This window comes from Lysinibacillus sp. PWR01 (assembly GCF_043359455.1).
GTDB classification, from domain to species: Bacteria; Bacillota; Bacilli; order Bacillales_A; family Planococcaceae; genus Lysinibacillus; species Lysinibacillus fusiformis_F.
The window spans coordinates 24,637-50,781 of record NZ_JBHERJ010000073.1 but is presented as its reverse complement, the minus strand read 5'-3'; the positions used below and the strand labels follow the sequence as shown (position 1 = coordinate 50,781).

Below are 26,145 nucleotides of genomic sequence, written 5' to 3'. Positions count from 1 at the left end.
ATTGCTTGAAAACATAAAAAAACGCCTAGGATTCCTCCCAGACGTATTACAATCATTCTTCAAAACTTTGCTTTTTTGAATAGATGTTCCCTACGCTGGTACGAGCCAAATCAGGTTCAAAGGGTCAGCGTCTATCGGACACAATCTCAGCTAGCAACTACTAGCCCCCCTACATTCTTTCGCTATGAACTTTTCGATGATTATTATACCCATAGTTACACTTAAATGACAAGGTGCTATTTTTGAATAGCGATTGTATTCAAGACAAAAGCCCAGCTCTCCTAAGAGACTGGGCATGATATTAGCTAGGTTTTTGTTCTTTTTTGGCTGTTAATACATGGGAAATCGCCCCATCTGTTGCAATATCCACTTTAAACGAACCGTTGGAATGGCGATCTGCACGAGACAATGCTTGTACAGCAATTACCTCTTGAACGCCTTTTTCGGTTTCAATCACAACCTGCTCCTCGTCTGTCGCTTGTATAACTGCTACAATTCGGTGAGGATTTGCTTTTAACTCTGTTAATACTTTTAGTCCGCGTTTTGCACGACTTGCTACTTCAACTTCAGCGACATTCATTTTCTTCACGGCTCCACGCTGTGTCACAATCACTACATATTGTGTAACATCAGGCTGTAGCACATTGACACCAACTAAGGCTTCTCCATCTTTTAGCGTGATCCCTTTCACACCGCCTGTTTTCACACCTGTAACGGGTAGTTCCTCCATCGGGAAACGAATCGCATAGGCTGTATCCGTTGTTAGCATCAGTTCTACATCATCCGTCACAAACGATGCATAGATCATCGCATCACCAGCCTTGACGTTCATCGTTTTAATTGGCTTTGAATAACGTGTTACCGCATAGTCTGCGAGTGGTGAGCGCTTAATTTGACCATCTTTTGTGGCTGTGAAGACATACGTATTGGGCTGTTCAAATGTTTCAAAGCCATAGACCGCAATAATCGATTCATCTTCCCCTGTTGGGACAATACTGGAAATATGCTGGCCCAGGTCCTTCCAGCGTATGTCAGGAAGCTCATGAACAGGTTGATAAATATAATTGCCACGATTTGTGAACAGCAATAGATGGTGCTGTGTATTTAAGTTTGCTTCATACAATAAATAATCCGAATCCTTCATGGCAAAATCTTGCCCGTTTGAAGCGGCATGAGAACGTGTCGATGTACGTTTAATATAACCGTCCTTCGTCACTGTCACGACAACCTCTTCACTTGGCACAAGGACATCTAATGTAATTTTAATTTCTTCAATTTCTTGCTCAATCTTCGAGCGACGTGGCTCTGTAAAGCGTTTCTTAATGTCTAGCAACTCTTGTTTAATAACACGTACTAGCTTGGCTTCACTTTGTAGAATGCCCTCTAGCTTGGCAATTAACTTATTTAATTCGTCCTGTTCCTGACGAAGCTCTGTAATATCCGTATTCGTTAAACGATATAATTGTAGGCTTACAATGGCCTCTGCTTGTACCTCTGTAAAATCAAACTTCGCTTGTAAATTAAGCTTCGCATCCTTCTTATCATTAGAAGAACGAATCGTCGCAATCACTTCATCTAAAATGGAAAGGGCTTTAATTAAGCCTTCTACAATATGAGAACGGTCCTTTGCCTTTTGTAAATCGTAAATGGAGCGGTTTGTCACTACTTCTTTTTGATGGGCGATATACGCGTCCAGCAATAATGGCAATGTCATCATCGTTGGGCGACGATTGTGGATGGCAATCATATTAAAATTATAAGCTACCTGTAAATCCGTTGTTTTAAACAAGTACTGTAAAATTCCTTGCCCTGGTACATCCTTTTTCAGCTCAATCACGACACGTAAGCCTGTACGGTCTGATTCATCTCGAATTTCCGCAATACCTTCTAGTCGTTTATCTACACGTTGCTCATCAATTTTTTTCACAAGATTCGCTTTATTTACATCGTATGGTAACTCCGTGATAACAATTTGCTCTTTACCACCCTTGATTGGTTCGACAACTGCTTGAGCACGGACAATGATTTTGCCGCGACCTGTTTCATACGCCTTTTTGATGCCGTCCACACCTTGAATGATACCACCAGTTGGGAAATCTGGCCCTTTAATCACCGTCATCAATTCATCTACACTAACATTAGGCTTGTCTAAGCGCATCAACACAGCATCCAGTACTTCATCTAAGGCATGTGGCGGAATATCCGTCGCATAACCAGCGGAAATCCCTGTAGAGCCGTTGACTAATAGGTTTGGAAAACGTGCTGGTAAAACGGTTGGCTCCATATCCTGGTCATCAAAATTCGGCACAAACTCGACCGTTTTCTTGCCAATATCTCGTAGCATTTCAGCGGCAATAGCAGATAGTCTCGCCTCTGTATAACGCATCGCAGCTGGTGGATCACCATCGACCGAGCCATTGTTCCCGTGCATCTCAATGAGCATATGACGCGCCTTCCAGTCCTGACTCATACGGACCATCGCCTCATACACAGAGCTATCGCCGTGCGGATGATAGTTACCGATTACGTTACCCACTGTTTTTGCGGATTTACGGAACGGTTTATCGTTTGTATTGCCTTCTGTAAACATCGCATATAAAATACGGCGCTGTACTGGTTTAAGACCGTCACGTGCATCAGGCAACGCGCGGTCTTGAATAATATATTTACTATAGCGACCAAAACGGTCACCCATCACTTCTTCTAACGGTAAATCTTGAAACTTTTCTGTACTACTCATGCTTGGTCCTCCTCTTGTTGGATGAATTCATTCTCTAAAATGTTAGAATCATCCTCCATACCGAAGTCTACATTGGCTTCGATCCACTTACGACGTGGTTCTACCTTATCGCCCATTAACGTCGTGACACGTCTCTCTGCACGTGCACCATCCTCGATTGTGACACGAATCAATGTCCGTGTCTCAGGGTTCATCGTTGTGTCCCATAGTTGGTCTGCATTCATCTCACCAAGACCTTTATAGCGCTGTAATATGTAACCCTTTCCAACCTTTTTGATGGCCTTTTGTAAATCATTTTCTGTCCAAGCATATTCAATGACTTCTTTTTTTCCAGTACCTCTCGAGACTTTATAAAGCGGTGGTAGCGCGATATAGACTTTTCCTGCTTCAATTAGTGGACGCATATAACGATAGAAGAATGTTAATAGCAAGACTTGAATATGTGCCCCGTCTGTATCCGCATCAGTCATAATCACTACTTTATCGTAGGCGGAATCCTCCACCGCAAAATCCGTTCCAACACCTGCCCCGATCGCATGGATAATCGTTGAAATTTCTTCGTTTTTCATAATGTCCTGTAGCTTGGCTTTTTCTGTGTTGATTACTTTCCCACGCAATGGCAGAATCGCTTGGAATGTACGATCACGGCCTTGTTTGGCAGAACCTCCTGCAGAATCACCCTCGACTAAATACAGCTCATTTTTTGACGCATTGCGTGACTGAGCTGGCGTTAATTTTCCTGATAGAATCGTACTACCCTTTTTGTTTTTCTTCCCATTTCGTGCATCCTCACGTGCTTTACGAGCCGCTTCACGTACTTGCTGCGCACGAATCGCTTTACGGACAAGGGAAGCCGATAACTCCGCATTTTCCTCTAGCACATACAAAATTTGTTCAGACACCACACTATCCACTGCAGAACGAGCCTCACTTGTACCAAGCTTGCCCTTTGTTTGACCTTCAAATTGTAGTAAGTGCTCTGGGATACGAACAGACACAATGGCCGCTAAGCCCTCACGAATATCTGTTCCCTCAAGGTTTTTATCCTTGTCCTTTAACAAGCCAATTTTTCTTGCATATTCATTAAAGACACGTGTCAATGCTGCTTTTGCACCCGTTTCATGTGTACCACCATCACGTGTACGAACATTATTAACAAATGATAAGATCGTTTCCGAATAACCATCGTTATACTGGAAAGCGAACTCTACTTCGATATCATCTTGTATACCTTCTACATATTTCACTGGATGAAGGACATCTTTTTCCTCATTCAAATACGCAACGAAAGCTTCAATGCCATTCTCATAAAAGAACACATCATTTTTGCCTTCCTCGCGCTCATCGATTAATTCAATTTTTAAACCCTTTAATAAAAAGGCTGATTCACGTAATCGTTCTGCTAACGTATCATAATTGAATTTTGTGACAGAGAAGATCGTTTCATCTGGTAGGAAATGGACAAGTGTTCCTGTCTGCTTGGTTTGACCAATATTTTCAAGCGTTGTGACAGGCTGTCCCCCGTGCTCAAAGCGCTGACGATATTTTTTGCCATCACGATGAATCGTCACCTCTAAAAATGTTGAGAGCGCATTCACAACAGAAGAACCAACACCATGTAAACCACCACTTGTTTTATAGCCACCTTGACCAAATTTACCGCCAGCGTGTAACACCGTAAAAATAATTTCTGGTGTCGGTTTGCCCATTTTATGCATACCGGTTGGCATCCCACGGCCAAAGTCGCGCACACTCATACTTTGATCTTTATGAATTGTGACAATAATATGAGATCCAAAGCCAGCCAGCGCTTCATCCACCGCATTATCTACGATTTCATACACAAGGTGATGAAGTCCACGGCCATCCGTCGAACCGATATACATGCCAGGTCGTTTGCGCACCGCTTCTAATCCTTCCAATACTTGTATAGCGTCATCATTATAGACGCTAGTTGACTGTTTATTCGTCAAAAAAATTCCCCTCCAAAAACAAACGCATGTTCTATTTATGTTCTCATCCTAATAATAATAGCATTTCCTGTCAATAGCTAGCGACAGGTTCAATCATTTTAATAATTTGCTCACAGTTTTGATCATATTTCTAAATAGTAAACATCTTCAACAGTTGCTTAAAATTGGTATTTAAGCAAGACAGACTGCTTCTAGCTTCCATCAACATTGGACGCATCGAAGCCTATATAGTTGCAAAATAAATTTGTGTTGCTTGCAGATAGAAGCACTATTACGTACCTTGTGATGAAACTGGATAAAGTTAGACTTCTATTCTACCAAAGGAATGAGCGATTGACAAAATTGCCTTTTTGCCTATATTTTTAAAAAGGTTTTTTCACTTCTTACAAACTTATGTCTAAAAGCCTAGCCCTCGCTAATAGATTCTCTTTTGTATTGAATTCAAGGCTTCGTATGAAATCTCCTTCATATCATTGTAGATTAGCAAGAAAAAGTGTAAAATACTTGTTACAAACTATTAGTACCAAGTGATGGACTATGAATGAAAGGAGTCCAGCTATGATCAATGGACTTATTATTTTATGTGCTTATCTAATCGGCTCTATACCTTCTGGATTATGGATAGGCAAAATTTTTTATAATACCGATATTCGTGAACACGGGAGCGGTAATCTTGGTGCGACCAATACTTTTCGAACGTTAGGGAAGAAGGCAGGTATTGTTGTTACGGTGATGGATGTCTTAAAAGGAACAGCCGCTGTCTTACTCGTGACACTTCCCGTTTTCTCTGACAGTACACTTCATTCTTTATTACTTGGTCTTGTCGCTGTGATCGGTCATATGTTTCCGATCTTCGCCAACTTCCGAGGTGGGAAAGCCGTGGCAACTTCTGCGGGTGTATTATTAGGCTATTCTTGGCCTCTCTTTGTCCTACTATTTATTACCTTTATTGTGACATTAAAAATCACAAAAATCGTCAGCTTAACATCGATGATAGCCGCTTTAGTAGCGCTTATTTATGCAATCGTTTATTATTTTATTACAGGTGACTTTGCATTAGGCATCTTGGTAGCCTTTTTATTTACCTTTATTGTTTATCGCCACCGTGCCAATATTGCACGTATTAAAAACGGCACCGAACCAAAGGTAAAATGGCTGTAGGAAGAGAGGAGCATTTGAAATGAACATTGCATTGACAGATGAAGCCCTACAATGGTTCAAACATGAAATGGAAGTTGAACCTGGCGATACAATTCGCTTTTATGCACGCTACGGTGGCTCTAGTCCGTTTCATGAAGGCTTTTCACTCGGCATGACACGTGAGGAACCCATTGCCATAGGTGTACAGACAGTAATAGATGACGTCATCTATTACATTGACGAGAAAGATCTTTGGTTCTTTAACGATCACAATTTACATGTTGACGTTGATACAAGTAAAGATGAATTACAATACGACTATCGTACATAAAACAAGTCTATCCTTTCAGTCCATGAAAGGATAGACTGTTTTTTTATTTAGTACAGAACAATTTTTCGAGACAACTTGAAAAACCCGCATACGATTGTTGCAGAGTACGTGATTTAACCGCAATTAGCTAATTTTTCATCCCCTTTTCGTTTATCTCTCAAAAAAATTGTCCACTCTAATGATAATGAACGTCCATTTGAGGAGGAAAACATATGTCCATGTCCAACAATATCGAGACCTCCCCATCCCATACAACGAACGATTTGTTGTATACTTCCCTATCTAAAAATATAAAAATCATTCAACAGTCGCTAGGGCATAGTAATGATATTATCATACGCGAAATTACGATTGGAGAAGCGGTTCCCCATAACCTCGCCATTATTTCCATCGATGGCTTATCGGATAAAACCACTATTTCTGATTCTGTTATCGATAAACTGATGGCAAATATTGAAGAAGAACAAGATATTGAGATAACAACAATTAACCAATATGTACGGAATTCCTATCTAACGGTAGGCGATGTGACGAATATCGAGCATTTTACAACACTCTACAATGCTATCCTCAATGGTGAAACGGTTATTTTATTAGACGGTTTTGCTGAGGGGATTGTGACAAGTACCAGAAGTGCCAAGGATCGAGCTGTCACAGAGCCATCGACTGAATCTGTTATTCGTGGACCGAGGGAATCCTTTACCGAAACCATACGTACAAATACTGCGCTCATCCGTCGCAAAATAAAAAGTCCGAATCTCTGGATAAAGTCACGCGTTATCGGTGATGTGACACAAACAGATGTAGCGGTGATGTATATAAATGGCATCGCCAGTGACAAAATTGTCGCAGAGGTATTAGCTCGATTAGACCGCATTAATATCGACGGCATACTGGAAAGCGGCTATATTGAGGATTTTATTCAGGATTCAAAAAATTCTATGTTTCCAACCATCTACAACTCCGAACGTCCTGATGTCATCGCAGGTGAATTATTAGATGGCAAAGTGGCGATTCTCGTTGATGGCACACCTTTTGTTTTAGTTGTACCAGCGTTATTTACATCCTTTTTACAATCAGCAGAAGATTATTATCAGCATTGGATGATTAGCTCACTTGTACGTATCTTGCGTTTTTTTGGTATCAGTCTAGCGTTAGTAGCACCTTCTTTGTATGTTGCAATTACCACCTTTCACCAAGAAATGCTACCAACACCTATGTTGATTAGTATTGCATCGCAAAGAGAAGGTGTACCCTTCCCTGCTGTTGTCGAAGCCCTTATTATGGAGATTGCCTTTGAGGTACTAAGGGAAGCTGGGCTACGGATGCCTAGAACAATCGGGCCAGCTGTGTCCATTGTAGGGACATTAGTTATTGGTCAGGCAGCAGTTGATGCAGGCGTTGTTTCGGCTGTAATGGTCATTATTGTGGCCTTAACGGCGATTTGTAGCTTCCTATTCCCTGCTTATGGCTTATCGAATACCATTCGTGTGCTACGTTTTCCATTAATGATTTTAGCTGCTATGTTTGGTTTATTTGGTGTCATGTTTGGCATTATGGTCATTATTCTTCATTTATGTAGCATTCGATCATTTGGTGTACCTTATTTAAGCCCTTTTGCACCGTTAATATTACAGGATCAGAAGGATGCCTTTGTGCTGTTTCCACGTAGAAAGTTACTTACACGACCTCGTTTAGTCAATCAAAAAAATATTGTTAGAGGCCATAACTATGTCAATGTAAAAGGAAGGAAATAACTACTGGATAAATGAGGAATGGAATATGGCAAAAATAAAATGGATTTGCTTACTATGTATCCTCACTTTACTGTTAAGTGGTTGCTGGAGTAAGCGTGAATTAAATGAACTAGCCATTGTCGTAGCACTGGGCATTGACAAAATAGACGAAGAATATGAAATTACGGTTCAAATTGTCGATCCTAGTGAAGTTTCAGTGCGACAAGCTTCCACTCAGCGCTCTCCTGTCGTTAGCTATCATTCGAGAGGCGAAACCATCTTTGAGGCCATTCGAAAAATGACGACCCTTGCTGCACGAAAGCCTTATTTTGCCCATCTTCAAGTGGTTGTTTTAGGAGAAGATCTCGCGAAAGAAGGAATTAGTGATGCACTCGATTTAATTGTAAGGGACCATGAATTTCGTAAGGATTTCGATGTCATTATGTCTCATGAAGCGACAGCGAAGGAAGTATTAAATGTATTAACACCCATCGAAAAGGTTCCAGCTAATAAAATGTTAAATTCCCTCGATGTCTCTGAGAGAGCTTGGGGCTCCACAATAGCAGTTAATATTGATGAATTAGTCAATACATTAAGCAACAAGCATAAAGGGGCGTTAATTTCTGCTATTGAAGTTCATGGCGATAAGAAATTAGGGGTAGATCAAACAAATGTGCAACGTGTTAAAACACCTGTGCTGTTACAATATGCGGGATTAGCAGTCTTTAAAGGGGATAAATATATGGGACTGCTGTCCGAGGGAGAAAGCAAAGGCATTAGCTTTCTTAATGACAAAATTCAAAGTACGATTGAAATCATCGCCTGTCCTAATAAAGGGACTTTATCTACTGAAATCACCCAATCCACTACAAAAGTGAAAGGGTCATTTAAAAACGGCAAGCCGAAAATCGATGTTCATATTAATGTTGAGCAGAATGTTGGAGAGGTCGAATGTGATATTGATCTCACCAAAAATAAATCGATTGATTACGTTAATAAAAAAACAGCCCAGGGTATCGATGAACGCATTGAAAAAACATTAGAGATAATGCAACAGCAATATGAAATCGATGTTTTTGGTTTTGGTGATGCCCTACATCGTGCAGATGCAAAGCAGTGGGGAAAAATCAAGGATGAGTGGGCTTCCCTCTTTTCCGATTTGCCAGTGGATGTTCACGTGAAGGTAACAACACAAGGATTGGGTACGATGCAAAATTCATTATTAAACAAGCCAAAGGAGGAGTAATGAAATGGTGCTAGCTGTAGCTATCTTGATCATCTCAATCATCGTTGCACTTCTATTTATTCCAAAGTTCAAAAAGCAACAGGATAAAAAAACCATTATTGTCTTCTCCTTTTTGCTACTCATTGGAACTGCTTTAAATATGGCCATTGCCCTGAAAGTCCATATTCCAAGCCCATTAGATTTAATTACCTTTATCTTTACACCAATTAAGGATTACATTGTGTCATTCACAAAATAAAAAGATGGACTGAGAAACGGAGGGTAGCTAGATGGAAAAAGAGATCATTAGTTCAAGACAGTTTACAATCGTTACCTTCCTCTATTCTATCGGTACAGCAATTTTAATTATCCCTTCAAGTATTACGGGCGCTGCTAAGCAAGATGCTTGGGTTGCAGCCAGCATTGGTGTTGTGCTTAGTTTACTGGTCATTAAGTTATTCTTAACACTTGCCAATCAAACACCCTCTCTTAATTTTATAGAGGCGAACGAAAAAATTCTTGGTCGTTTTTTTGGGAAAATCACAGCCATTTGCTTTCTCATTCTCACCTTTTTCTCCACTGGAGAGTTACTTTATTTTATTGGTATTTTTATGAAAACCGAAGTTATGCCAGAAACACCGACATTAGCATTCGCCCTACTGTTCAGTATCATTATTATGTATGCCGCTTATCTAGGGATTGAGACGTTTGCCCGTTCAGCAGAAATTCTCTTTCCGTTGTTTATCTTTATCTTTATTTTTTTCGTCGTTTGTATTACCCCTCAAATTACATTTGAGAATATTCAGCCTCTACTAGAAGCAACCAAAACATCTATGTTTTATAGTATTGCACGCTTTATGAGTATCTTTTCCTTTCCATTAATTGTGTTATTGATGCTATATCCTGCTGGCGTCAATGTACAGCCATCTGCACAGAAAGGGCTATATATTGGGACCATCCTTGGTGGTGTCGTCTTAATTACGTTGATTGTCCTATCGATTCTTGTCTTAGGGCCTGAAAACACAGCATCTAGGACATTTCCCAGCTATGCCTTAGCGCAAAGAATATCCATAGGGAATTTTTTACAGCGCATTGAAATTATTATGGCATTTATGTGGATTTCGTCTATTTATATTCGCACATTTATGTATTTCTATACGACCGTTGTTGGCCTTGCCCAAATTTTGAAGATCAAGGATCATCGTCCGCTTATTTTACCGATGGGCATAATTATGATTGGGCTTTCTCAAATTGTTCATCCAGATATTGTGCATTCTACTAATTATAATAATGAAATTTGGCCTATCTTTTCCTTTATCTTCACCATTTTATTACCAATACTTTTGTTGATTGTGGCAGTTATTCGAAATCGTAAATCTAAGGCTCAAAATACCGAAACACCCCAACAGGATACAACGAAGGAAAATCAAAAAGTCTAATTTCTTCTACGTTTAGAAAAGAAATTAGACTTTTTATTAATTAGATATGATATTCGATTTCATCTACAAAATCCCATTCGTATGGTGTTTCTTGGTAGACATAGTAGTTCAACCAGTTAGAGAATAATAAATGCGTATGGGCACGCCATGTATTCATCGGCTCTTGTTTCGGATCATCATTCGGGAAGTAATTCACAGGGACGTCGATATCTATGCCCTTCGCCACATCACGGCTATATTCATCGGCTAGTGTTGTCGCATCATACTCCAGATGCCCCGTAATCATAATATTTTTATTATCTTTTGATTGTACGATGAATACCCCTGCATCCTCTGAATAGGATAATAATCGTAGGTCTGGATGATTGCGAACCTCGTCAATGGAAACAGATGTATAGCGAGAATGAGGCGCAGTAAATAAATCGCTAAAGCCGCGCACTAAATCCACCGTTAAATCTGTAATTACATGGGAATAGACGCCTGAGCATTTAGCAGAAAGCTCGACCTTCCCAATGCCATAATGGTGATACAATGCAGCCTGTGCCCCCCAACATATATGTAGCACGGATGTCACATTCTTTTTAGACCAATCCATAATTTCTGAAATTTCCTGCCAATAGTTGACATCTTCAAATGCCATTTTTTCTACAGGTGCCCCAGTAATAATCATGCCATCATAGCGTCGGTGACGAATTTGGTTGAACGTTGTGTAAAATAGCTGCAAATGAGATTTACTCACATTTTTCGATTCATGTGTGGCCGTATTTAAAAAGGTAATATTCACCTGTAGTGGTGTATTCCCTAATAAACGTAGTAATTGAAGCTCTGTTTTTTCTTTTTCAGGCATTAAATTTAGTATTAATATATTTAATGGACGGATTTGCTGTGTTTTCGCTCGATCCTCTTCCATGACGAAGATTTTTTCCTCACGTAAATGTTCTCCAGCTGGTAAATTTTTCGGAATATTAATTGGCATCTTGCTTTCCCCTCTCTATAATCACTCTCTTTTTTTAGCAAACCTTGCTTGCAAAGAATGCAACTAAATTAAAAAATCCTCCTCATTCCATACGAGATAGAATGAGAAGGATTTTTTCACGTCCACTCTTATCTCTCAAAGGAAAAAATCCTTTGCTGGAATTAGCACCTTTCTAACAATTGTTAGAGGTTGCTGAAGCGTCATCGGGCCAAATCCCTCAGCTTCTCTTGATAAGATTATTTAATTATCTTGAATTGTAACATGAACTAGTTAGAATATCAATAATTCATAGAATATTTTGTGATTCAAGTGCATGTTCCTTGCTCATTTGATGTACACTAAGCTTGCTATATGTGGTGTTTCTACATTTAAAATTTATGGTAAACATGCCGTAATTATGTTACCATATACTTTTAGTAAGAGAGAGGAACGTGAATAGTTTGATTAAAATTGAATTTCCAAAACCAGATCTAGTAATCCGTCAACGTGAACAAGATTTAAAACCAGGTGATGTGGAAATCACACCTTACTTCGGTTTTATTGACTTCCATAAAATCACACGTGATAAAGGCGGCATTTTCTTATTCTATAATGACACGAATGAGCTATTGTTTGTTGGGAAAGCACGTAAAATTCGTCAACGTATTAAAAAACATTTCGAGGACAATGTATCTCCGATGAAAAACCATCGTGATGAAGTGTTTAAAATTGAAGTCTATGAAGTAGAAGATCCAATGGAACGTGAAATTTACGAAACATATGCGATTAATACTTTCCGCTCTAAATACAATGTAGACAAAGTATTTTATTAGACATCATGCAAAGAAACCGAAATCTCGTCTAGAGGGATTTCGGTTTCTTTTTTCACATTATGGTCATGCGATCGATTGGTGTACTCTGGCCATTTATTCGCAAATCAATGGTATCAAGCTCAGGATTCTTGACGTTGATTTGAAAAACATAGGGCTGAGCCTCTTTCCTTTGCTCGCTGCCTTCTTCTAGCTGGATGATAAGCCTATTTCCCTCAGCCGTAATACTTGCCAACACATTCCCCTTTGAATAATAGACGAGGTAATATGAAGCATTATTTTCATGCAATAGTTGTATTCTGTCATTAGAAACAATATTTTTTTGGATATTGTCGGGGACAACAGTTAGCTCATGAATCGCTAGTGGATCAGCAGCTGGTGTAGCGTTACATGCTCCTAACATTAGTAAACTCATTAAACCTAGCAACACGATTTTTTTCACGTTACTCCCCTTCCCTTATACGACTATTCCAAGAAGAAAGCTTTTCGCTCCTTAGCAATCCAGTCTTCTAACTCCTGATCATCCCGTTTTACCAGTCGATTGATGAGCACATCATGCCAAATATAATCCTCTAATAAATAAATATGGACAGGATCATTGGTGATAAAAGCCGTCTCTTGCGTGGATGGAGAGTGACCATAAATCATTTCCTGACCATCTATCGATAAGATAAACCAATGCGGTGTAGACGATTTTTTTGTATAATGTGTGGCTCTATGCTGGTCAATCGAGGCTAAATGCTCCCCCACATACAAGGTAATGCCATGGACAGGAACATGCTGCGCCACCTCTTGCAAATCTTCTCGTAAGGCATCATACATATCCTCCCACATTGACAGCATCACCTTTTTCTTCGCTTTCTTTAGAAGTGACTGACAATAGTTAATGATGGATTCCTTGCCCTTTAGCATGACCACTTTAGGCTCCGCTTCTTGCACTTTTTCTTCTAGTTTCTCTAATTTCCCGCGCATAGATGTAAAATTTGACTCCCAGCGTTGTTGCATTTGCTGTAAAAACACAGACACTGGCATTGCCGCATAGGTTGTTTGTTCTGCGGTCTCTTCTTTTAACACAATGCCCTTATCTACAAGGATATTTAAAATATCATACACTCTTGCACGTGGTATGCCAGAATTTTTACTAACCTGATAGGCACTGACATGACTTTGCTGAACAAGTGCCGTATAGGCCTTTGCTTCATATTCTGTAAAACCCATTTCTTTCAACTGGGCGATTAATTCCTCCATGTAATCCCTCCATTATCTTTATTATAGGCTACTTTTGTGAAGATTTGCCAATGAAAAAATGAGGGTTTACAGCGCAAATAAAATTAGTTACTATTTCAGTAGTAACTAATTTAAAAGAGGTGTAATATGTTTTTTGAAGTCGATGTACATATTCTTATACTGTTAATTTCATTTGGATTTCTGGCGGCTTTTGTCGACTCAGTAGTGGGAGGGGGCGGTTTAATTTCATTACCTGCTTTACTGTTTGTTGGCCTAAATCCAGCCGCAGCTGTTGCCACGAATAAACTAGCAGGAGCAATGGGCTCGCTCACGTCCTCGATTTCCTTCTACCGTTCTGGCCAGCTGGACATTCGCTCTGTCCTCAAATATTTTCCTCTAGCATTTATTGGATCTTTATGTGGTGCATGGACTGTACATCTAATCAACCCAGCATTACTAAAGCCCTTAATGCTTGTTATGCTGGCGGCTGTTGGGGTATATACGATCTTTAAAAAGGATTGGGGCGCTGTCGCTACTGTAAAAAAACTATCTAAAACGCATTTATTTTTATTTATGCTGTTATTATTTGCTATTGGTTTTTATGATGGATTTCTTGGTCCTGGAACAGGCTCCTTTTTAATTTTTAGCTTCCTACTGGTAGGCTTTGATTTTTTAAAGGCGGCTGGTAATGCGAAGTTTTTAAATTTGGCGAGTAATGTGGCCGGCGTTTGTATGTTTGCTTACTTAGGTCAAATTCATTATGTCTATGGTTTAGTAATGGGCATTGCGCAAATTGGTGGAGCTATGCTTGGCTCGCGCATGGCGATCAAGAAAGGAAGCGGCTTTGTCCGCACGCTTTTTATTGTGGTCACGATGACACTACTTGCAAAAAATGCCTATGATTTTATGATGCATTAAAACAATAAACGCCACAGAATTTGATATCTGTGGCGTTTTTGAGTTAAATCATAAGTTTTTCGTTTTTAAATTTATGACTAGTAGTCAAACTAACAAGCACAAAAATAATGAAGGATGCGACGATTGGTATTGTGACTGTATGCATACCAAATACAGAAGGGTAGAATCGATCAATCATAATATACAACAGCATACCTGAAATCATCGATGCAATCGCTCCGTATTTATTCGCTTTTTTCCAATATAATCCTAAAACTACTGTCCAAATAAAGACAGCCTCTAGCCCACCGAAGGCAAATAAGTTCAACCACACTAATAAATCAGGTGGATTGAGTGCAAAGATGACAACCGCTAAGCCAATGACCGTTGTCACAATAAAGCTTGCACGTTTAATCTCTGCATCACTAGCTTTCGGCTTCATGTAATTTAAATAAATATCTTTGACAACCGTGGAACTGACAAGCATAAGTAACGCATTAACCGTTGACATTGTGGCGGCCATTGGTGCAGCTAAGACGATTCCTGCTAAAAATGGCGGTAGTACTTTTAATGTCAGAAGTGGCATTACCTTATCACCAATCTCAATGCCAGGTAAGACAGGTCGGGCTAACACACCAATTAAATGCATGCCAAACATGATTGTCCCTATGGCAATCGTGCCAATAATGATCGCTTGATGCATACTTTTTGAATCCTTGTAGCTCATCGCACGAACGGCAATTTGCGGAAGTCCTACAACCCCTACACCGATGAGAATCCAAAATGTCGAGACATACAAAGGCGTTAAGTCTCCTTGTGCGCCAAATGGTGACACAAAGTCAGGATTTTCAGCGACCAGTGAGGCCATTATATTGTCGATGCCTCCACCTGCCACAATGGTTCCGATTAATAAAATAATCGTACCAATCACCATAATCGAACCTTGGACCGTATCCGTTAACGCTACTGCTCGGAAACCACCGATAATGACATACACTAACACTGAAATCGCAAAAATAAACAGTGCCGCTGTGTAGCTTAAGCCAGTTAAAGACTCAATTAAGCGCGCACCCCCAACCCATTGGGCCATCATAGCCGAAAATAAAAAGACAATGATACTAATGGCTGACAAAATGACAATGACATGGCTTTTGTAGCGCTCTCGTAAAAAGTCGATTAACGTAATGGCCTGGTAACGACGAGCGATAATGGCGAATTTTTTCCCTAAAATCATGAGTACAAAATAACCTGCAGGTAGCTGAGCCATTGCCAGTAATACCCACCCAAGTCCTTTTGTATAGGCCACACCCGGTCCTCCGATAAAACTACTCGCACTGCCGTATGTAGCGATCATCGTCATCGCAAGGATAAAACCCCCCATTTCGCGACCACCAAGGAAATACTCCTGTAGGAATGAATTAGAAGAGCGGACATGCTTATTGGCCCAAATACCAATTCCAAATATAATAATTAAAAATAATAGCAATGGAAATACAACTTGCCAATGCATTAGCGATCCACCTCCTCATCATCAAATGGTACCTCTTTGAAAAAGAGTTTCATCACAATCCAGATGAGAAGGATCATAAAGCCTGTCCCTGCGATACAGCTATAGAAAAACCAAGCTGGAAAACCAAAGACATACGTATAATTTCTTGGGTCCCCTGAGCCTAGTCCATAGGCAAAGCCAAACCAAATCGCAAAGTTGACAAGGACGAGTCCAATCCCGATAAGCGCCTCTCGATGCGCTATTTTAAAGCGTTGATCTTTCACATGTAATCCCCCTAACCTACTCTATTTTACTGATATGTCGGTCTGATGGGAAGAGATGTGATTAAATAAGGATGAGTTATATAGAAATGATTTTGTTATACTAAGAAAAATTTATGATGTAAAAAAGACGGTTGATTCTGACGTTTTTCATACAAACCTAAATATCCCTCACCATTATGTAGACATCCGAATTTCGATAAATAAACTGATAATGGACATAAGTAAAAACCTTCGTCCATCTAGCTAGACGAAGGTTAGGTAGTTATAGCGGTCGCTTTTCCCACGGTTGTAGCGTGCCAACGATATGAACAGGCAGATCATGTTGAATAGCAGCAACGACACCTTGCGATATTTCTTCATGCGTAAGCCATCTCGAATGACCTTTTTCCATCATAAAACCTAGCTGGATTTGCCTGTATTGCGTACGATCAAGCAGCTTCAATTTCTCTTGGACTTCACTTACATTTACCTTACTCCCCAACACATGAAACAGTTTCCATTTTCCGCTATTCCAATTGGAAATTACACTGGATATGTTCTCTAGTGTCGTGTCAGCATAGGAATGAATCCACGCAATGACCAATTCAATGGGTCCATTATGCGCGATCGTTTCTTCTAGTTTCTCTTTTAATAAGGTGATATCACAATAATCAACTAAAATCGGTGTTAGAAGAGAAGGTTTGGTTGTTCTATTTCGCAAGTTTTCCATTCGATAGGCACTACGTCCAATTATTGACACATGATAGCCTTTATTCACTAACCAAAGAGATGTGTCAGCTAACATCCCTGTTCCACCCATCACTAATGCGTGGGCCATTTATGTGTCCCTCTCTCATTTCGTATTTAGCAAGATGAGCGTGTCTTCCTTCCCATCATCATACTTAACAGGTAGATGAGTTGACAAGCCTATACAATGCCTTTTTATCGATTTTACCAACGCTTGTTTTTGGTAGTTCATCTATGAAAATCATTTGTTTTGGAATCTTATAACGTCCTAGTTGTTGATGACATAGCTCGTTAAGATCATCTAATATAGAAGCTACTTGGTGAGGACAGACAATAAAAGCTGTCACGATCTCACCCCAATAGTCATCACCTACACCAATCACAGCTACCTCCCGCACATCTGGATGCCGTAATATACATTGCTCTACTTCCTGAGGATAGATATTTTCACCACCCGAGATAATCATTTCTTTTCGACGCCCTACAATATAAAAATCGCCATCCTCATCCATCATGGCTAAATCTCCTGTTTTCAGCCAGCCGTCTTGGAGGATATTAGCGGTTTCTTGTTTGTTATTCCAGTAAAAGCGAAACATATGCTTCCCTCTTACCAATAGCTCTCCTACTTCACGGGGTGCACAGCTTTGTCCCGCAAAATTAACAATTTTAGCTTCATTGAATTGCATGCTTTTCCCGACAGCGCCTTTTTTCGCATAGGCATGCTCTCGGGCAATGTAAAAATTATTTGGCCCTGCTTCTGTTAAGCCGTATCCTTCTTTAAAAAATAATCCCTTATTATGAAAGGCATCGTAAATAGGATGAGGGCATGGAGCACCACCAGATAAAAATACCTTCATCGAAGGAAATTGATTTTCCTGAAAATACTTCGTCGCAATCATCGCTTGATACATCGTTGGCACAAAAAGGGAAATGGTCGTTTGATATCGGTTCGTTGCTTGCAGTGCCTCTTCTGCATCAAACTTATCGCCAATAATGACGGTTCCTCCCGCCATAAGTAAGGGAATACATAAAGCATTCAAGCCACCAGTATGAAACATCGGCATATAATTTAATGTGCGATCTTGAGCATGTAACCCCCAGCTAATGATCGTATTCATGGCATTCCAATTGACCGACTGAAAGGATAGCACAACCCCTTTTGGACGACCTGTCGTACCTCCTGTATAAATCATTAGCCACGGATCATCCACAACCACGTCTTGCCTACTTGGTTGTATCTCCTTCTCGTGTTGGTTCACATGAAGTGAAAACATCTTTTCTAAAGCTAAAGGACAATGACTACCCTCTTCGTATAATAGGATAGCAGGGGTCGCATCTGCCAAAATTTGTGTTAGCTCCTCCTTGCTTAAGCGCCAATTTAACGGCACATAAATGAGCCCACGTAGCCCACAGGCAAATAAAACAGCAAACAATTGGATATGATTTTTCGCAAAAACAGCGACTCTACTTCCTTTTTGTAGCTGCTGACGCTCGAAAAATTGACTCCATTTGCCGATTTCCTCGGATAATTGCTGGTAGGTCCATTGTTCCTCTGACGCTAGATTAATCAAGGCGATGTGGTGAGGCGTTAATGCAGCACGTTTTAAAATCCATTCTTGCTCAACAAACATCTTGACCTCCCCCTATCACATCATAATCGCGCCATCCACATGCAGAGTATGCCCATGGACGTAGGAGGACTCGTCAGATGCTAGAAACAAATAAGCATTGGCAATATCTCTTGGCGTCCCTAAGCGTTGTAGGGGGACGATTGAGCGCATTTGAGCCAAAATATTTTCAGGCATTTTTTTGACCATATCTGTTTCAGTAAAGCCAGGTGCCACTGCATTGACATTAATTCCCTTACGCCCTAATTCCTTCGCCCATGTTTTTGTCATACCTACAATCGCGGCTTTTGTCGCTGCATAATTGGTTTGACCAACATTGCCATAAACCCCACTAACGGAGGATGTATTAATAATCTTGCCTCCACCAGCTGCCACCATATAGGGAATGACCTCCTGTGTACAATGAAAGACCCCTGTCAAATTGACATCTAACACCTGCTGAAATTGGTCCTCCGTCATCTTTGTCAGCATGGCATCTCTTGTAATTCCCGCATTATTCACTAAAATATCAATGCGGCCTGCCTGTTCAATCACTGATGTCACCAATTGTTTAACGCTCTCTCTACTTGCGACATCTACTTGTATAAACACTGCATTTTCCCCTAGTTGATGCGCTGCTAAAATGCCTGCCTTGTCATCAAAATCAGCGATAAATACCCATGCTCCTTCTTCGATAAAACGTTCTGCAGCCGCATAGCCGATGCCATTTGCAGCACCTGTAATGATTGCCACTTTATTGTTTAAACGCATACTGTCTTCCTCCAATTTCTAAAAAGGCTTCAATTTCAGCTGTTAATTGTGCTAAATCATCAATCAAAGGTGAATGTCCACAATTTTTTAGGCTTACAAACTGTGCTGTTTTGCCTAAATCATGTAGCAATTCAGCATTCATTTCTTCTGTAATCACTAAATCTCGATCCCCTCGAAGCACTAAAATTGGGAAATGGAGCAATAGGGCATCCTGTGATCCTTTTGCCACCTCGTTGTCAACAGCACTTATATTAAATGTATTGAGAGCATGATATACTTCTGCTAAATTCCGCTGTGTAAGCATATCCTCCACATATTCTTGATATTTTTCAGCCTCTGGTTGCTGATGCGTATAAATTAACGCATTCCATATAGACTGTAAGCCTTCTGCATTTTTTGACTCATAGAAGCCTTGAATCAGCTTTGTTTTCGATGTATCCACGAGTACCTCTTCATAATGATAGGCTCGCTTAAAGGTGGCTGGATTGCCTGTTCCCAAATCCGTGTAAAATGGGTAGCCACGTGTAGAAGCAGAAGCCAGTAAAATCAGTCGTTGACAGTGACCTGGATAATCCGCCGCAAACTGCATACAGACGGCTCCACCTGTTGACCAGCCAACCATATCAAAGCTTTGCAATTGCATGGCATCCACAAAAAGCTTGACATCATCACTAAAATCTTTAATAGCAGTAATGGGCTTATGATAGGACGATTCGCCAAAGCCACGTAAATCTATCGCGTAAATGGTGTATTTCTCGTCTAAAGCATCCATCAGAATATCCCAATGCTTCGAAGATGTCATATTGCCATGGACCAACACTAAAGGATGACCTCCACCTAAGCGCGTGCGATAAGCCATCGTTTCCCCATTTTCTAGTTGAATCTTTTTTACCATGCCATTTCCCCCTTATCCCCAGCGTATTGTGATAGCTCCCCAAACATAGCCAATACCAGCACTAACGAGCGTCACAATATCGCCTGCTTGAAGTTGATTTTGCTCCTGTGCTAGCTGTAGGGACAAAATTTGATCGATCTGACCAATATGTCCATAGTCTTGCAAATAAATAGACTGCTCCTGCTGTAAGCCAAGCTCCGCTAAAATATAATCATGTGCAGATCGTTTCATATGCAGCATCGCTAAATAATTTAGCTGTTCCTCACTGTATCCACTTTTCGCTAAAGAACTGCGAATGACCTTCAAAAAATTGCTTAAAGATTTTTGTTCTAGCCGCTCCTTCATCCCAATGGGGTCCAAAACGTCAAGCTTATATAAATTTTCGGTTAAATGAGATGGAGTTAATGGATTTTTCGTTCCTCCAACTGGTACAACTACATCCTCTGAGAAAGAACCATCCGTTATCATATCTGCCTCTAGTAGCAGATTTTTTTCATAGTTTTTTTGTACTAACATCGCGCCCCCACCTGCCGCCAAATTGTACATAAAGCGCGTTCGCGGATTGCTATAATCGATAAAATCAACATTGCGATAACCACCTGCTAAAAGAATGGTTTGTATCGTGTCATCTGAGGCCATTAAGCTTTTCGCCACTTTCAACGCCATGATCGTTGTGCCACAGCGTAATTGCACATCAAATGCCCATGCATTGACTGCACCAAGCTCCTCCTGTATTTTAATGGAGGCTGTCCAGAGTGGATATTCCTTATGTTCCTCCCCCATATAAATGACAACATCTATATCCTTGGGGTCTATATTTGCTTTTTGAATCGCCTCCTGTGCTGCCCAGATCCCCATTTGCACTGTATGATCATGCTTACCTGGGATTGGCTTTTCATGGATGCCCATTTTTTGACGGATAATGTCCTCAGGAATATTGGAAACAGCCGCTATGTCCTGCGATGTCATCTTCTGTTGAGGTAAATAAATACCTGTACTAACAATACCAACTGTCATTCAAATCGCTCCTTTTCCTGTGGCAGGGGACCCGTCGTTTTTCGTTGCTTTAGCCTTCCTCGCCACTTCCAAAACAGCAGTCTTAGTGAGCCGATAATACCTTTAGGGAAGAAGATAACGGCTAAAATATAAAGAATCCCAAAGAAGATAATCCAGCGTTCGAAAATAGGATAATCTCGCGCAAGCCCAGACAGTGCATGTTGTGCATATTCGATGACTGCCGACCCTAATAACGGCCCAACTAAAGTGCCAACCCCACCGATAATCGTCATTAACAAAGCATCCAGTGTAATATCCATTGCCATGACACTTGTGTTGACGAAACGTAATGACACTGCATATAAGGAACCTGCAAAACTTGCTACAATGCCTGCCACAACAGAGGCAATGACTTTATAGTGCAACGTATTAAAGCCTAATGATTTCGTCCGTTGTTCATTTTCACGAACGGCAATTAAAATACGACCTGTCGGCGAATTAACAAAACGGTAGAGCGCTAAAAAGATGACAACTAGGCTTGCTAGCACAAAGAAATAGAAGGTCATTCGATCTCTAAATAGATCAGGTGCTCGAAAAGTAAAGCCATCATTGCCATACGTAATAGAGCGCCACTTTTCAGCTAAGACTAAAAATAACCCCGAAAAAGCTAGTGTCAGCATCGCAAAAAAATGACTTTTTAAGCGCAAGGTCAATAAGCCTACTAAAAAGCTAATGAAGCCTGCTAGTATCATGCCAATCACGATGGACAGTACAAAGATCAAGAGTGTGTTATCCATCTGCTTCAGCATGACCGCTGTTGTATAGGCGCCAATGCCGAAAAACATGGCGTGCCCAAAGGAGACGATGCCTGTATAACCTAGTAAAATATCATAGCTCATCGCCAATATCCCAAAAATAAAGATTTGCGTGAGTAAAATAAGTAACGTGCGTGAATCATTAACAAAAGGAAGGATAATAAAAATGGCAAGTAACAGAAAAAATGCGATCGAGCGTAAGGTTATTTTCTTGTTCATGATGTTCGCTCCTTTCGCATCGCAAACAGCCCCTGCGGACGGAAAATTAAAACGATGGCCATTAAAATCATATTGACTGCCAGTGACAGCACAGGGACATAATAAGCCATAAAGCTACCCGCAAGCCCTACTAAAATCGCTGCCAGCAAGGAGCCAGAAAAACTACCCATGCCGCCAATTACCACGACAATAAAGCCTAAAATAGCATATTCCATACCCATTTCCGCATAGATCACACCTGAATAGGGAGCCATCAGCATCCCACTTAGTGCCGCCAGAGCTGCGCCGACCATAAAAACATATAAAAATACACGCTTAATATGAATACCGAGAGCCTGTGCCATTTCCTTATCCTGCACACCCGCACGAACGATCAAGCCAATCTTCGTACGCTTCAGCATATATTGGAAAATACCAAAAATGATGAACCCTATGACAATAATAAATAAACGATATTTAATGATGATCACATCACCAATTTCCCAGCTTCCTGCTAAATAACTCGGTGTTTTCACTGCCACACCATTCGGACCAAAGACCACCTTAATAAGCTCCTGCAAAACAAGCATCAGCCCTAAGGTAATTAAAATTTGCTGAATATGATTGCCGTAAACAGGCGTAATAATAAATTTCTCTGTCAACAGTCCAAGTAACGCTCCCGTCACAATTGCACCTATAATCCCAACGATAAAACTTTCTGTCCACATATAGGTAAAGATCCCCGCATAAGCCCCCCAAACAAATAACCCACCATGCGCAAAATTCAATACATCCATTAAACCGAAAATTAACGTCAAACCGGCTGCTAGTAGAAAAATTAACATCCCCGTGGCCAAGCCATTAATGATTAAATTGACGAATAACTCCAATGATGGTCACCCCCTCTATCCAATGCCAAGATACTTGCGCTTTAGTTCTTCATCATGAATCAAATCCTGCATATTGCCCGAATTTACGGTTCTGCCATCATCGATTAATGTATAGGTATCACCAATTCGACTAGCCATCATAAAGTTTTGCTCAACGAGGACAATAGACGTTTTCTTTTTCATTTCCACAATCGCTTCCATCACTTTTTCCACAACAATAGGAGCAAGTCCCTTGGAAGGCTCATCTATCAATATTAATTGGCTATCATTGATAAAGGCTCTTGCCATGGACAGCATTTGCTTTTGACCACCAGATAAATGCCCGCCAGCCTTTTTCCAAAATTTCTTTAAGTCAGGAAACAGCTCTAGCACATATTGCTGTCGCTCTAATGTTGCCGTATCCTCCTTGCGCATCGCTACCTTCATATTTTCCTCTACCGTTAAATCTGCAAAAATCCCTTGATTTTCAGGCACATAGCCAATCCCTAATTTCGCCACCTTATAGGTTGGGCTTTTTTTAATCGAATGAGAGCGAAAGGCAATGTCACCCTTTGTTGCAGGCGTTAATCCCATTATTGTTTTCAGAGTGGTCGTTTTTCCTGCGCCATTACGTCCAAGAAGTACTGTAACCTGCCCCTCTTTCGCTTCAAAATTAACGCCCTGCAATATATGATATTGGCCGATATGCGTGTGAACCTCATTTAATGTCAGTAAGGTGGTCATCGTACAGCCCTCCTAAATATGCATGTTGCACAGTATCATTATTCATAATTTCCTCTGGTGAGCCATCTGCTAATAACTGACCATTGAACAACACCATAATGGAATCCGATAAATCTAAAATCATATCCATTTTGTGTTCTATGAGCAAAATGGTTTTATCCCCTTGCTGTTTAATGCTCCGAATGACTTCTAAAATCGTAGGAACTTCCTCTAACGACATCCCTGCAGTTGGTTCATCGAGCAGCAAAATTTCAGTATCTAACGCGAGTAGCATGGCTATCTCAAGCTTTCTTTTCTCTCCGTGGGATAGCATCGTTGTAAGAGCATCTCGTTTATTGTCGAGTAAAACGAGTGCCAATAACTCCTCCGCTTTTTCCGTAATCGCCTTATAGCTTTTGTAATGACGGAATAGCTGGTAACGAATTTTCTCCTTGGATTGAACAGCTAAGCGGACATTTTCGAGAACCGTTAAGTTTGGAAAAACATTGGTGATTTGAAAAGAACGTCCCAATCCCATACGTGTTCTTTCGATAGCCGACTTTTGTGCAAGTGATTGCCCTTTAAAATAAACATCACCCGCAGTTGGCTTTAGTTCACCACTAAGCAAATTAAAGAATGTTGTTTTCCCAGCACCATTCGGCCCAATAATGGACTTCAAATGCTTCTCCGGCATTTGAAAATTAACGCCGTCCACAGCCGTGTGTCCGCCAAAACGGATTGTTAAATTATCAGTGTATAATAGCGGCTCCATTCTCTACTCCCTTTCCTTCTAATAGATATGTAGAGAGACAGCCATGCTGCCTCTCATTTGTTTAATTCATAACAGGAGGTGCCGTTTCCTCAGGACTTAACTCCCGAATAAGCACTGGTACTGGATAATCCACACCATCTTGTTGCTCTAAGCGAATCGAATACATCGACTGAAGAGCCTGATGATCCTCTTCACGGAACGTCATCGTACCTTTAGGTGTCTCAAATGACATACCCTCCATTATGTCAATCAGCTTATTGGCATCTACATCCCCATCCGATTGTTTCAATGCCTCCACAACAGCAATCGCCGCAGACATACCACCAGGAGTAAATAAGTCAGGCACTTCGTTGAAACGTTTTTGGTGTTCATCAACTAACCATTTATTGACATCATTTTGCGGTAGCGTATGATAATACACCGAGAAGCCTTCCATCCCAACCAATGGATTCATAAATTGAAGGGCAATAATGTCCGGTGCACCCGTCGAAATCTTAATGCCCTTTTCTTGAATTTTAAGATCAGCAATTTGATTCCACGGTGAATTTGCCCCAGCCCAGACAACAAACAAATAATCAGGCTTCGCATCAATCACCTTTTGCAAATTGGATGTAAAGTCTGTTGCTGCAGGATCTGCATATTCCTCAAGTACAATTTCAGCCCCTAATTTCTCCGCTGCCGTTTTAAAGGCATTCACCCCATCCCAGCCAAACGAATAATCTGGCGCAAATGTAGCAATCTTCACACCTTTGCCCGCAATAGCCGCTGCCGCAGCATACGCATCCTGTGATGAATTACGACCTGTACGGAAAATATACTCATTAAACTCGGAACCCGTAATACTGTCAGCCACTGCTGGCTCTACCACCATAATTTTTTCATACTCCTCGGCAAGTGGTAAAACAGCGAGCGTATCACCCGAACTCGAAGAACCGACTAAAAAATCAACCTGATCATCTTCCAAAAGCTTTGTCGCCTTCTGCACAGCCACCTCTGGCTTCGTCTCCGTATCCTCATACACAATCTCTATTTTCTTACCATTGACCTCCATCGTGCCACCTGTTGCATACTCAATCCCTAAATCAAACCCACGCTGCGTCTGCTTTCCATATGACTCAAGCGCCCCCGTTAACGAAGCAAGCACCCCAATCTTAATTGTGCCACCTTCCGCAGTGACCGCCTTCGTTTCCCCATCAGAAGAATCTGCATCCGTTGCATCATCCTTCGAGTCTTCCCCATTACAAGCCACCAACACCACAGCCAACATCACGAAAAGAAACCAATACCACTGCTTCCTCATCCCATATCCCCCTTCAAAATAAGCTCCCTAGAAAGCGCTTTCTTGCTATGACAACACTATATAAAAGTCCAGTTACAAATTAGTTACAAAAAATGCTTTGCACTTTAGTGTAGAGCATTTTTATGTCCCGAAAGTGTAGCGGAGCGCCTACGAATGCGATTATTCATAGCGACGATAATCTACAAATTGGGCATTTATGGTATTATT

At 40.7% G+C, this 26,145-nt stretch carries 25 protein-coding genes and 2 riboswitches; of the genes, 8 read left to right on the top strand and 17 right to left on the bottom strand.

All coding sequences use genetic code 11. From position 1 onward, the window contains the following. Positions 1-70: 70 nt before the first annotated feature. Positions 71-181: riboswitch (TPP riboswitch) on the bottom strand. Positions 182-301: 120 nt separating this feature from the next. Both parC and parE read right to left on the bottom strand, forming a co-directional pair. Beyond that, positions 302-2,740: a DNA topoisomerase IV subunit A gene (gene parC, locus ACEVFT_RS14920; protein WP_205443696.1), complete on the bottom strand. Its 2,439-nt coding sequence runs from the start codon at positions 2,738-2,740 to the stop codon at positions 302-304. After that, positions 2,737-4,713 (bottom strand): DNA topoisomerase IV subunit B, encoded by a 1,977-nt coding sequence (gene parE / locus ACEVFT_RS14915; RefSeq protein WP_393950561.1) that lies wholly within the window; start codon positions 4,711-4,713, stop codon positions 2,737-2,739. The genes parC and parE overlap by 4 nt, the downstream gene beginning before the upstream one ends. A gap of 558 nt (positions 4,714-5,271) precedes the next feature. Between parE and plsY the strand changes: the two genes are divergently transcribed. The 6 genes from plsY to ACEVFT_RS14885 all read left to right on the top strand — a co-directional run bounded on the left by plsY (position 5,272) and on the right by ACEVFT_RS14885 (position 10,584). Then, positions 5,272-5,874, top strand: coding sequence for a glycerol-3-phosphate 1-O-acyltransferase PlsY (gene plsY / locus ACEVFT_RS14910; protein ID WP_205443698.1), 603 nt, complete (start codon positions 5,272-5,274; stop codon positions 5,872-5,874). Between the two features lie 19 nt (positions 5,875-5,893). After that, positions 5,894-6,184 carry a HesB/YadR/YfhF family protein gene (locus tag ACEVFT_RS14905; protein WP_205443699.1) on the top strand — a complete coding sequence of 97 codons (291 nt, stop codon included), beginning with the start codon at positions 5,894-5,896 and terminating at the stop codon, positions 6,182-6,184. Between the two features lie 212 nt (positions 6,185-6,396). Next, positions 6,397-7,941, top strand: coding sequence for a spore germination protein (locus ACEVFT_RS14900; protein WP_342440598.1), 1,545 nt, complete (start codon positions 6,397-6,399; stop codon positions 7,939-7,941). 25 nt (positions 7,942-7,966) lie between these two features. Beyond that, complete coding sequence (locus ACEVFT_RS14895; protein ID WP_393950560.1) at positions 7,967-9,166, top strand: Ger(x)C family spore germination protein; 1,200 nt, start codon at positions 7,967-7,969, stop codon at positions 9,164-9,166. A 4-nt stretch (positions 9,167-9,170) separates the two neighbouring features. Then, positions 9,171-9,404, top strand: a complete 234-nt coding sequence (locus ACEVFT_RS14890) for a hypothetical protein (protein ID WP_342440600.1) — start codon at positions 9,171-9,173, stop codon at positions 9,402-9,404. A 31-nt stretch (positions 9,405-9,435) separates the two neighbouring features. Next, entirely contained in the window at positions 9,436-10,584 is a 1,149-nt protein-coding gene (locus ACEVFT_RS14885; RefSeq protein ID WP_393950559.1) for a GerAB/ArcD/ProY family transporter, read from the top strand. 40 nt (positions 10,585-10,624) lie between these two features. Here ACEVFT_RS14885 and metA read toward each other — a convergent pair whose 3' ends face one another. Further along, on the bottom strand, positions 10,625-11,560 hold the full coding sequence (metA, locus tag ACEVFT_RS14880; protein ID WP_393950558.1) for a homoserine O-acetyltransferase MetA: 936 nt from the start codon (positions 11,558-11,560) through the stop codon (positions 10,625-10,627). 125 nt (positions 11,561-11,685) lie between these two features. After that, a riboswitch (SAM riboswitch) is annotated at positions 11,686-11,797 on the bottom strand. Between the two features lie 203 nt (positions 11,798-12,000). On the opposite strand from metA, the gene ACEVFT_RS14875 reads away from it, so the two are divergent. Beyond that, positions 12,001-12,372, top strand: a complete 372-nt coding sequence (locus tag ACEVFT_RS14875) for a nucleotide excision repair endonuclease (RefSeq protein ID WP_393950737.1) — start codon at positions 12,001-12,003, stop codon at positions 12,370-12,372. Between the two features lie 52 nt (positions 12,373-12,424). Here the strand turns inward: ACEVFT_RS14875 and ACEVFT_RS14870 are convergent, their stop codons facing one another. Next, positions 12,425-12,811, bottom strand: coding sequence for a hypothetical protein (locus ACEVFT_RS14870; protein ID WP_393950557.1), 387 nt, complete (start codon positions 12,809-12,811; stop codon positions 12,425-12,427). Positions 12,812-12,834: 23 nt separating this feature from the next. After that, complete coding sequence (locus ACEVFT_RS14865; RefSeq protein WP_393950556.1) at positions 12,835-13,617, bottom strand: TrmB family transcriptional regulator; 783 nt, start codon at positions 13,615-13,617, stop codon at positions 12,835-12,837. A 126-nt stretch (positions 13,618-13,743) separates the two neighbouring features. Here ACEVFT_RS14865 and ACEVFT_RS14860 point away from each other — a divergent pair, with 126 nt between their 5' ends. Continuing rightward, positions 13,744-14,514 carry a TSUP family transporter gene (locus tag ACEVFT_RS14860; protein WP_393950555.1) on the top strand — a complete coding sequence of 257 codons (771 nt, stop codon included), beginning with the start codon at positions 13,744-13,746 and terminating at the stop codon, positions 14,512-14,514. Positions 14,515-14,557: 43 nt separating this feature from the next. Here ACEVFT_RS14860 and panF read toward each other — a convergent pair whose 3' ends face one another. The 12 genes from panF to ACEVFT_RS14800 all read right to left on the bottom strand — a co-directional run bounded on the left by panF (position 14,558) and on the right by ACEVFT_RS14800 (position 25,938). Further along, the gene (gene panF / locus ACEVFT_RS14855) at positions 14,558-16,003 is read right to left on the bottom strand and encodes a sodium/pantothenate symporter (protein WP_205443709.1); all 1,446 of its coding nucleotides are present in this window, start codon (positions 16,001-16,003) and stop codon (positions 14,558-14,560) included. Further along, on the bottom strand, positions 16,003-16,266 hold the full coding sequence (locus ACEVFT_RS14850) for a YhdT family protein (protein WP_004227902.1): 264 nt from the start codon (positions 16,264-16,266) through the stop codon (positions 16,003-16,005). Before ACEVFT_RS14850 ends, panF begins: the two co-directional genes overlap by 1 nt. 262 nt (positions 16,267-16,528) lie before the next feature. Beyond that, positions 16,529-17,083: a short-chain dehydrogenase gene (locus ACEVFT_RS14845; protein ID WP_393950554.1), complete on the bottom strand. Its 555-nt coding sequence runs from the start codon at positions 17,081-17,083 to the stop codon at positions 16,529-16,531. 64 nt (positions 17,084-17,147) lie between these two features. Next, the gene (locus ACEVFT_RS14840) at positions 17,148-18,623 is read right to left on the bottom strand and encodes a class I adenylate-forming enzyme family protein (RefSeq protein ID WP_393950553.1); all 1,476 of its coding nucleotides are present in this window, start codon (positions 18,621-18,623) and stop codon (positions 17,148-17,150) included. Positions 18,624-18,638: 15 nt separating this feature from the next. Beyond that, a complete protein-coding gene (fabG, locus tag ACEVFT_RS14835) occupies positions 18,639-19,370 on the bottom strand; it encodes a 3-oxoacyl-ACP reductase FabG (RefSeq protein WP_393950552.1) in 732 nt (243 codons plus the stop codon). After that, a complete protein-coding gene (gene phaZ, locus ACEVFT_RS14830; RefSeq protein WP_393950551.1) occupies positions 19,354-20,265 on the bottom strand; it encodes an intracellular short-chain-length polyhydroxyalkanoate depolymerase in 912 nt (303 codons plus the stop codon). The genes fabG and phaZ overlap by 17 nt, the downstream gene beginning before the upstream one ends. A gap of 12 nt (positions 20,266-20,277) precedes the next feature. Continuing rightward, positions 20,278-21,282: a 3-oxoacyl-ACP synthase gene (locus ACEVFT_RS14825; protein ID WP_393950550.1), complete on the bottom strand. Its 1,005-nt coding sequence runs from the start codon at positions 21,280-21,282 to the stop codon at positions 20,278-20,280. Next, positions 21,279-22,295, bottom strand: a complete 1,017-nt coding sequence (locus ACEVFT_RS14820; protein WP_393950549.1) for a branched-chain amino acid ABC transporter permease — start codon at positions 22,293-22,295, stop codon at positions 21,279-21,281. Before ACEVFT_RS14820 ends, ACEVFT_RS14825 begins: the two co-directional genes overlap by 4 nt. After that, the gene (locus ACEVFT_RS14815; protein ID WP_342440623.1) at positions 22,292-23,164 is read right to left on the bottom strand and encodes a branched-chain amino acid ABC transporter permease; all 873 of its coding nucleotides are present in this window, start codon (positions 23,162-23,164) and stop codon (positions 22,292-22,294) included. Before ACEVFT_RS14815 ends, ACEVFT_RS14820 begins: the two co-directional genes overlap by 4 nt. Before the next feature lie 15 nt (positions 23,165-23,179). Continuing rightward, entirely contained in the window at positions 23,180-23,887 is a 708-nt protein-coding gene (locus tag ACEVFT_RS14810) for an ABC transporter ATP-binding protein (RefSeq protein WP_016992704.1), read from the bottom strand. Further along, complete coding sequence (locus ACEVFT_RS14805; protein ID WP_205443719.1) at positions 23,862-24,638, bottom strand: ABC transporter ATP-binding protein; 777 nt, start codon at positions 24,636-24,638, stop codon at positions 23,862-23,864. The genes ACEVFT_RS14810 and ACEVFT_RS14805 overlap by 26 nt, the downstream gene beginning before the upstream one ends. Before the next feature lie 61 nt (positions 24,639-24,699). Further along, positions 24,700-25,938, bottom strand: a complete 1,239-nt coding sequence (locus ACEVFT_RS14800) for a substrate-binding domain-containing protein (RefSeq protein WP_393950548.1) — start codon at positions 25,936-25,938, stop codon at positions 24,700-24,702. Positions 25,939-26,145: the final 207 nt, after the last annotated feature.

Coding starts and splice junctions, on each gene's coding strand:
- parC (WP_205443696.1), bottom strand. CDS start 2,740: ATGAGTAGTACAGAAAAGTTTCAAGATTTACCGTTAGAAGAAGTGATG.
- plsY (WP_205443698.1), top strand. CDS start 5,272: ATGATCAATGGACTTATTATTTTATGTGCTTATCTAATCGGCTCTATA.
- ACEVFT_RS14905 (WP_205443699.1), top strand. CDS start 5,894: ATGAACATTGCATTGACAGATGAAGCCCTACAATGGTTCAAACATGAA.
- ACEVFT_RS14900 (WP_342440598.1), top strand. CDS start 6,397: ATGTCCATGTCCAACAATATCGAGACCTCCCCATCCCATACAACGAAC.
- ACEVFT_RS14895 (WP_393950560.1), top strand. CDS start 7,967: ATGGCAAAAATAAAATGGATTTGCTTACTATGTATCCTCACTTTACTG.
- ACEVFT_RS14890 (WP_342440600.1), top strand. CDS start 9,171: ATGGTGCTAGCTGTAGCTATCTTGATCATCTCAATCATCGTTGCACTT.
- ACEVFT_RS14885 (WP_393950559.1), top strand. CDS start 9,436: ATGGAAAAAGAGATCATTAGTTCAAGACAGTTTACAATCGTTACCTTC.
- metA (WP_393950558.1), bottom strand. CDS start 11,560: ATGCCAATTAATATTCCGAAAAATTTACCAGCTGGAGAACATTTACGT.
- ACEVFT_RS14865 (WP_393950556.1), bottom strand. CDS start 13,617: ATGGAGGAATTAATCGCCCAGTTGAAAGAAATGGGTTTTACAGAATAT.
- ACEVFT_RS14860 (WP_393950555.1), top strand. CDS start 13,744: ATGTTTTTTGAAGTCGATGTACATATTCTTATACTGTTAATTTCATTT.
- panF (WP_205443709.1), bottom strand. CDS start 16,003: ATGCATTGGCAAGTTGTATTTCCATTGCTATTATTTTTAATTATTATA.
- ACEVFT_RS14845 (WP_393950554.1), bottom strand. CDS start 17,083: ATGGCCCACGCATTAGTGATGGGTGGAACAGGGATGTTAGCTGACACA.
- ACEVFT_RS14840 (WP_393950553.1), bottom strand. CDS start 18,623: ATGTTTGTTGAGCAAGAATGGATTTTAAAACGTGCTGCATTAACGCCT.
- fabG (WP_393950552.1), bottom strand. CDS start 19,370: ATGCGTTTAAACAATAAAGTGGCAATCATTACAGGTGCTGCAAATGGC.
- phaZ (WP_393950551.1), bottom strand. CDS start 20,265: ATGGTAAAAAAGATTCAACTAGAAAATGGGGAAACGATGGCTTATCGC.
- ACEVFT_RS14825 (WP_393950550.1), bottom strand. CDS start 21,282: ATGACAGTTGGTATTGTTAGTACAGGTATTTATTTACCTCAACAGAAG.
- ACEVFT_RS14820 (WP_393950549.1), bottom strand. CDS start 22,295: ATGAACAAGAAAATAACCTTACGCTCGATCGCATTTTTTCTGTTACTT.
- ACEVFT_RS14810 (WP_016992704.1), bottom strand. CDS start 23,887: ATGACCACCTTACTGACATTAAATGAGGTTCACACGCATATCGGCCAA.
- ACEVFT_RS14805 (WP_205443719.1), bottom strand. CDS start 24,638: ATGGAGCCGCTATTATACACTGATAATTTAACAATCCGTTTTGGCGGA.
- ACEVFT_RS14800 (WP_393950548.1), bottom strand. CDS start 25,938: ATGAGGAAGCAGTGGTATTGGTTTCTTTTCGTGATGTTGGCTGTGGTG.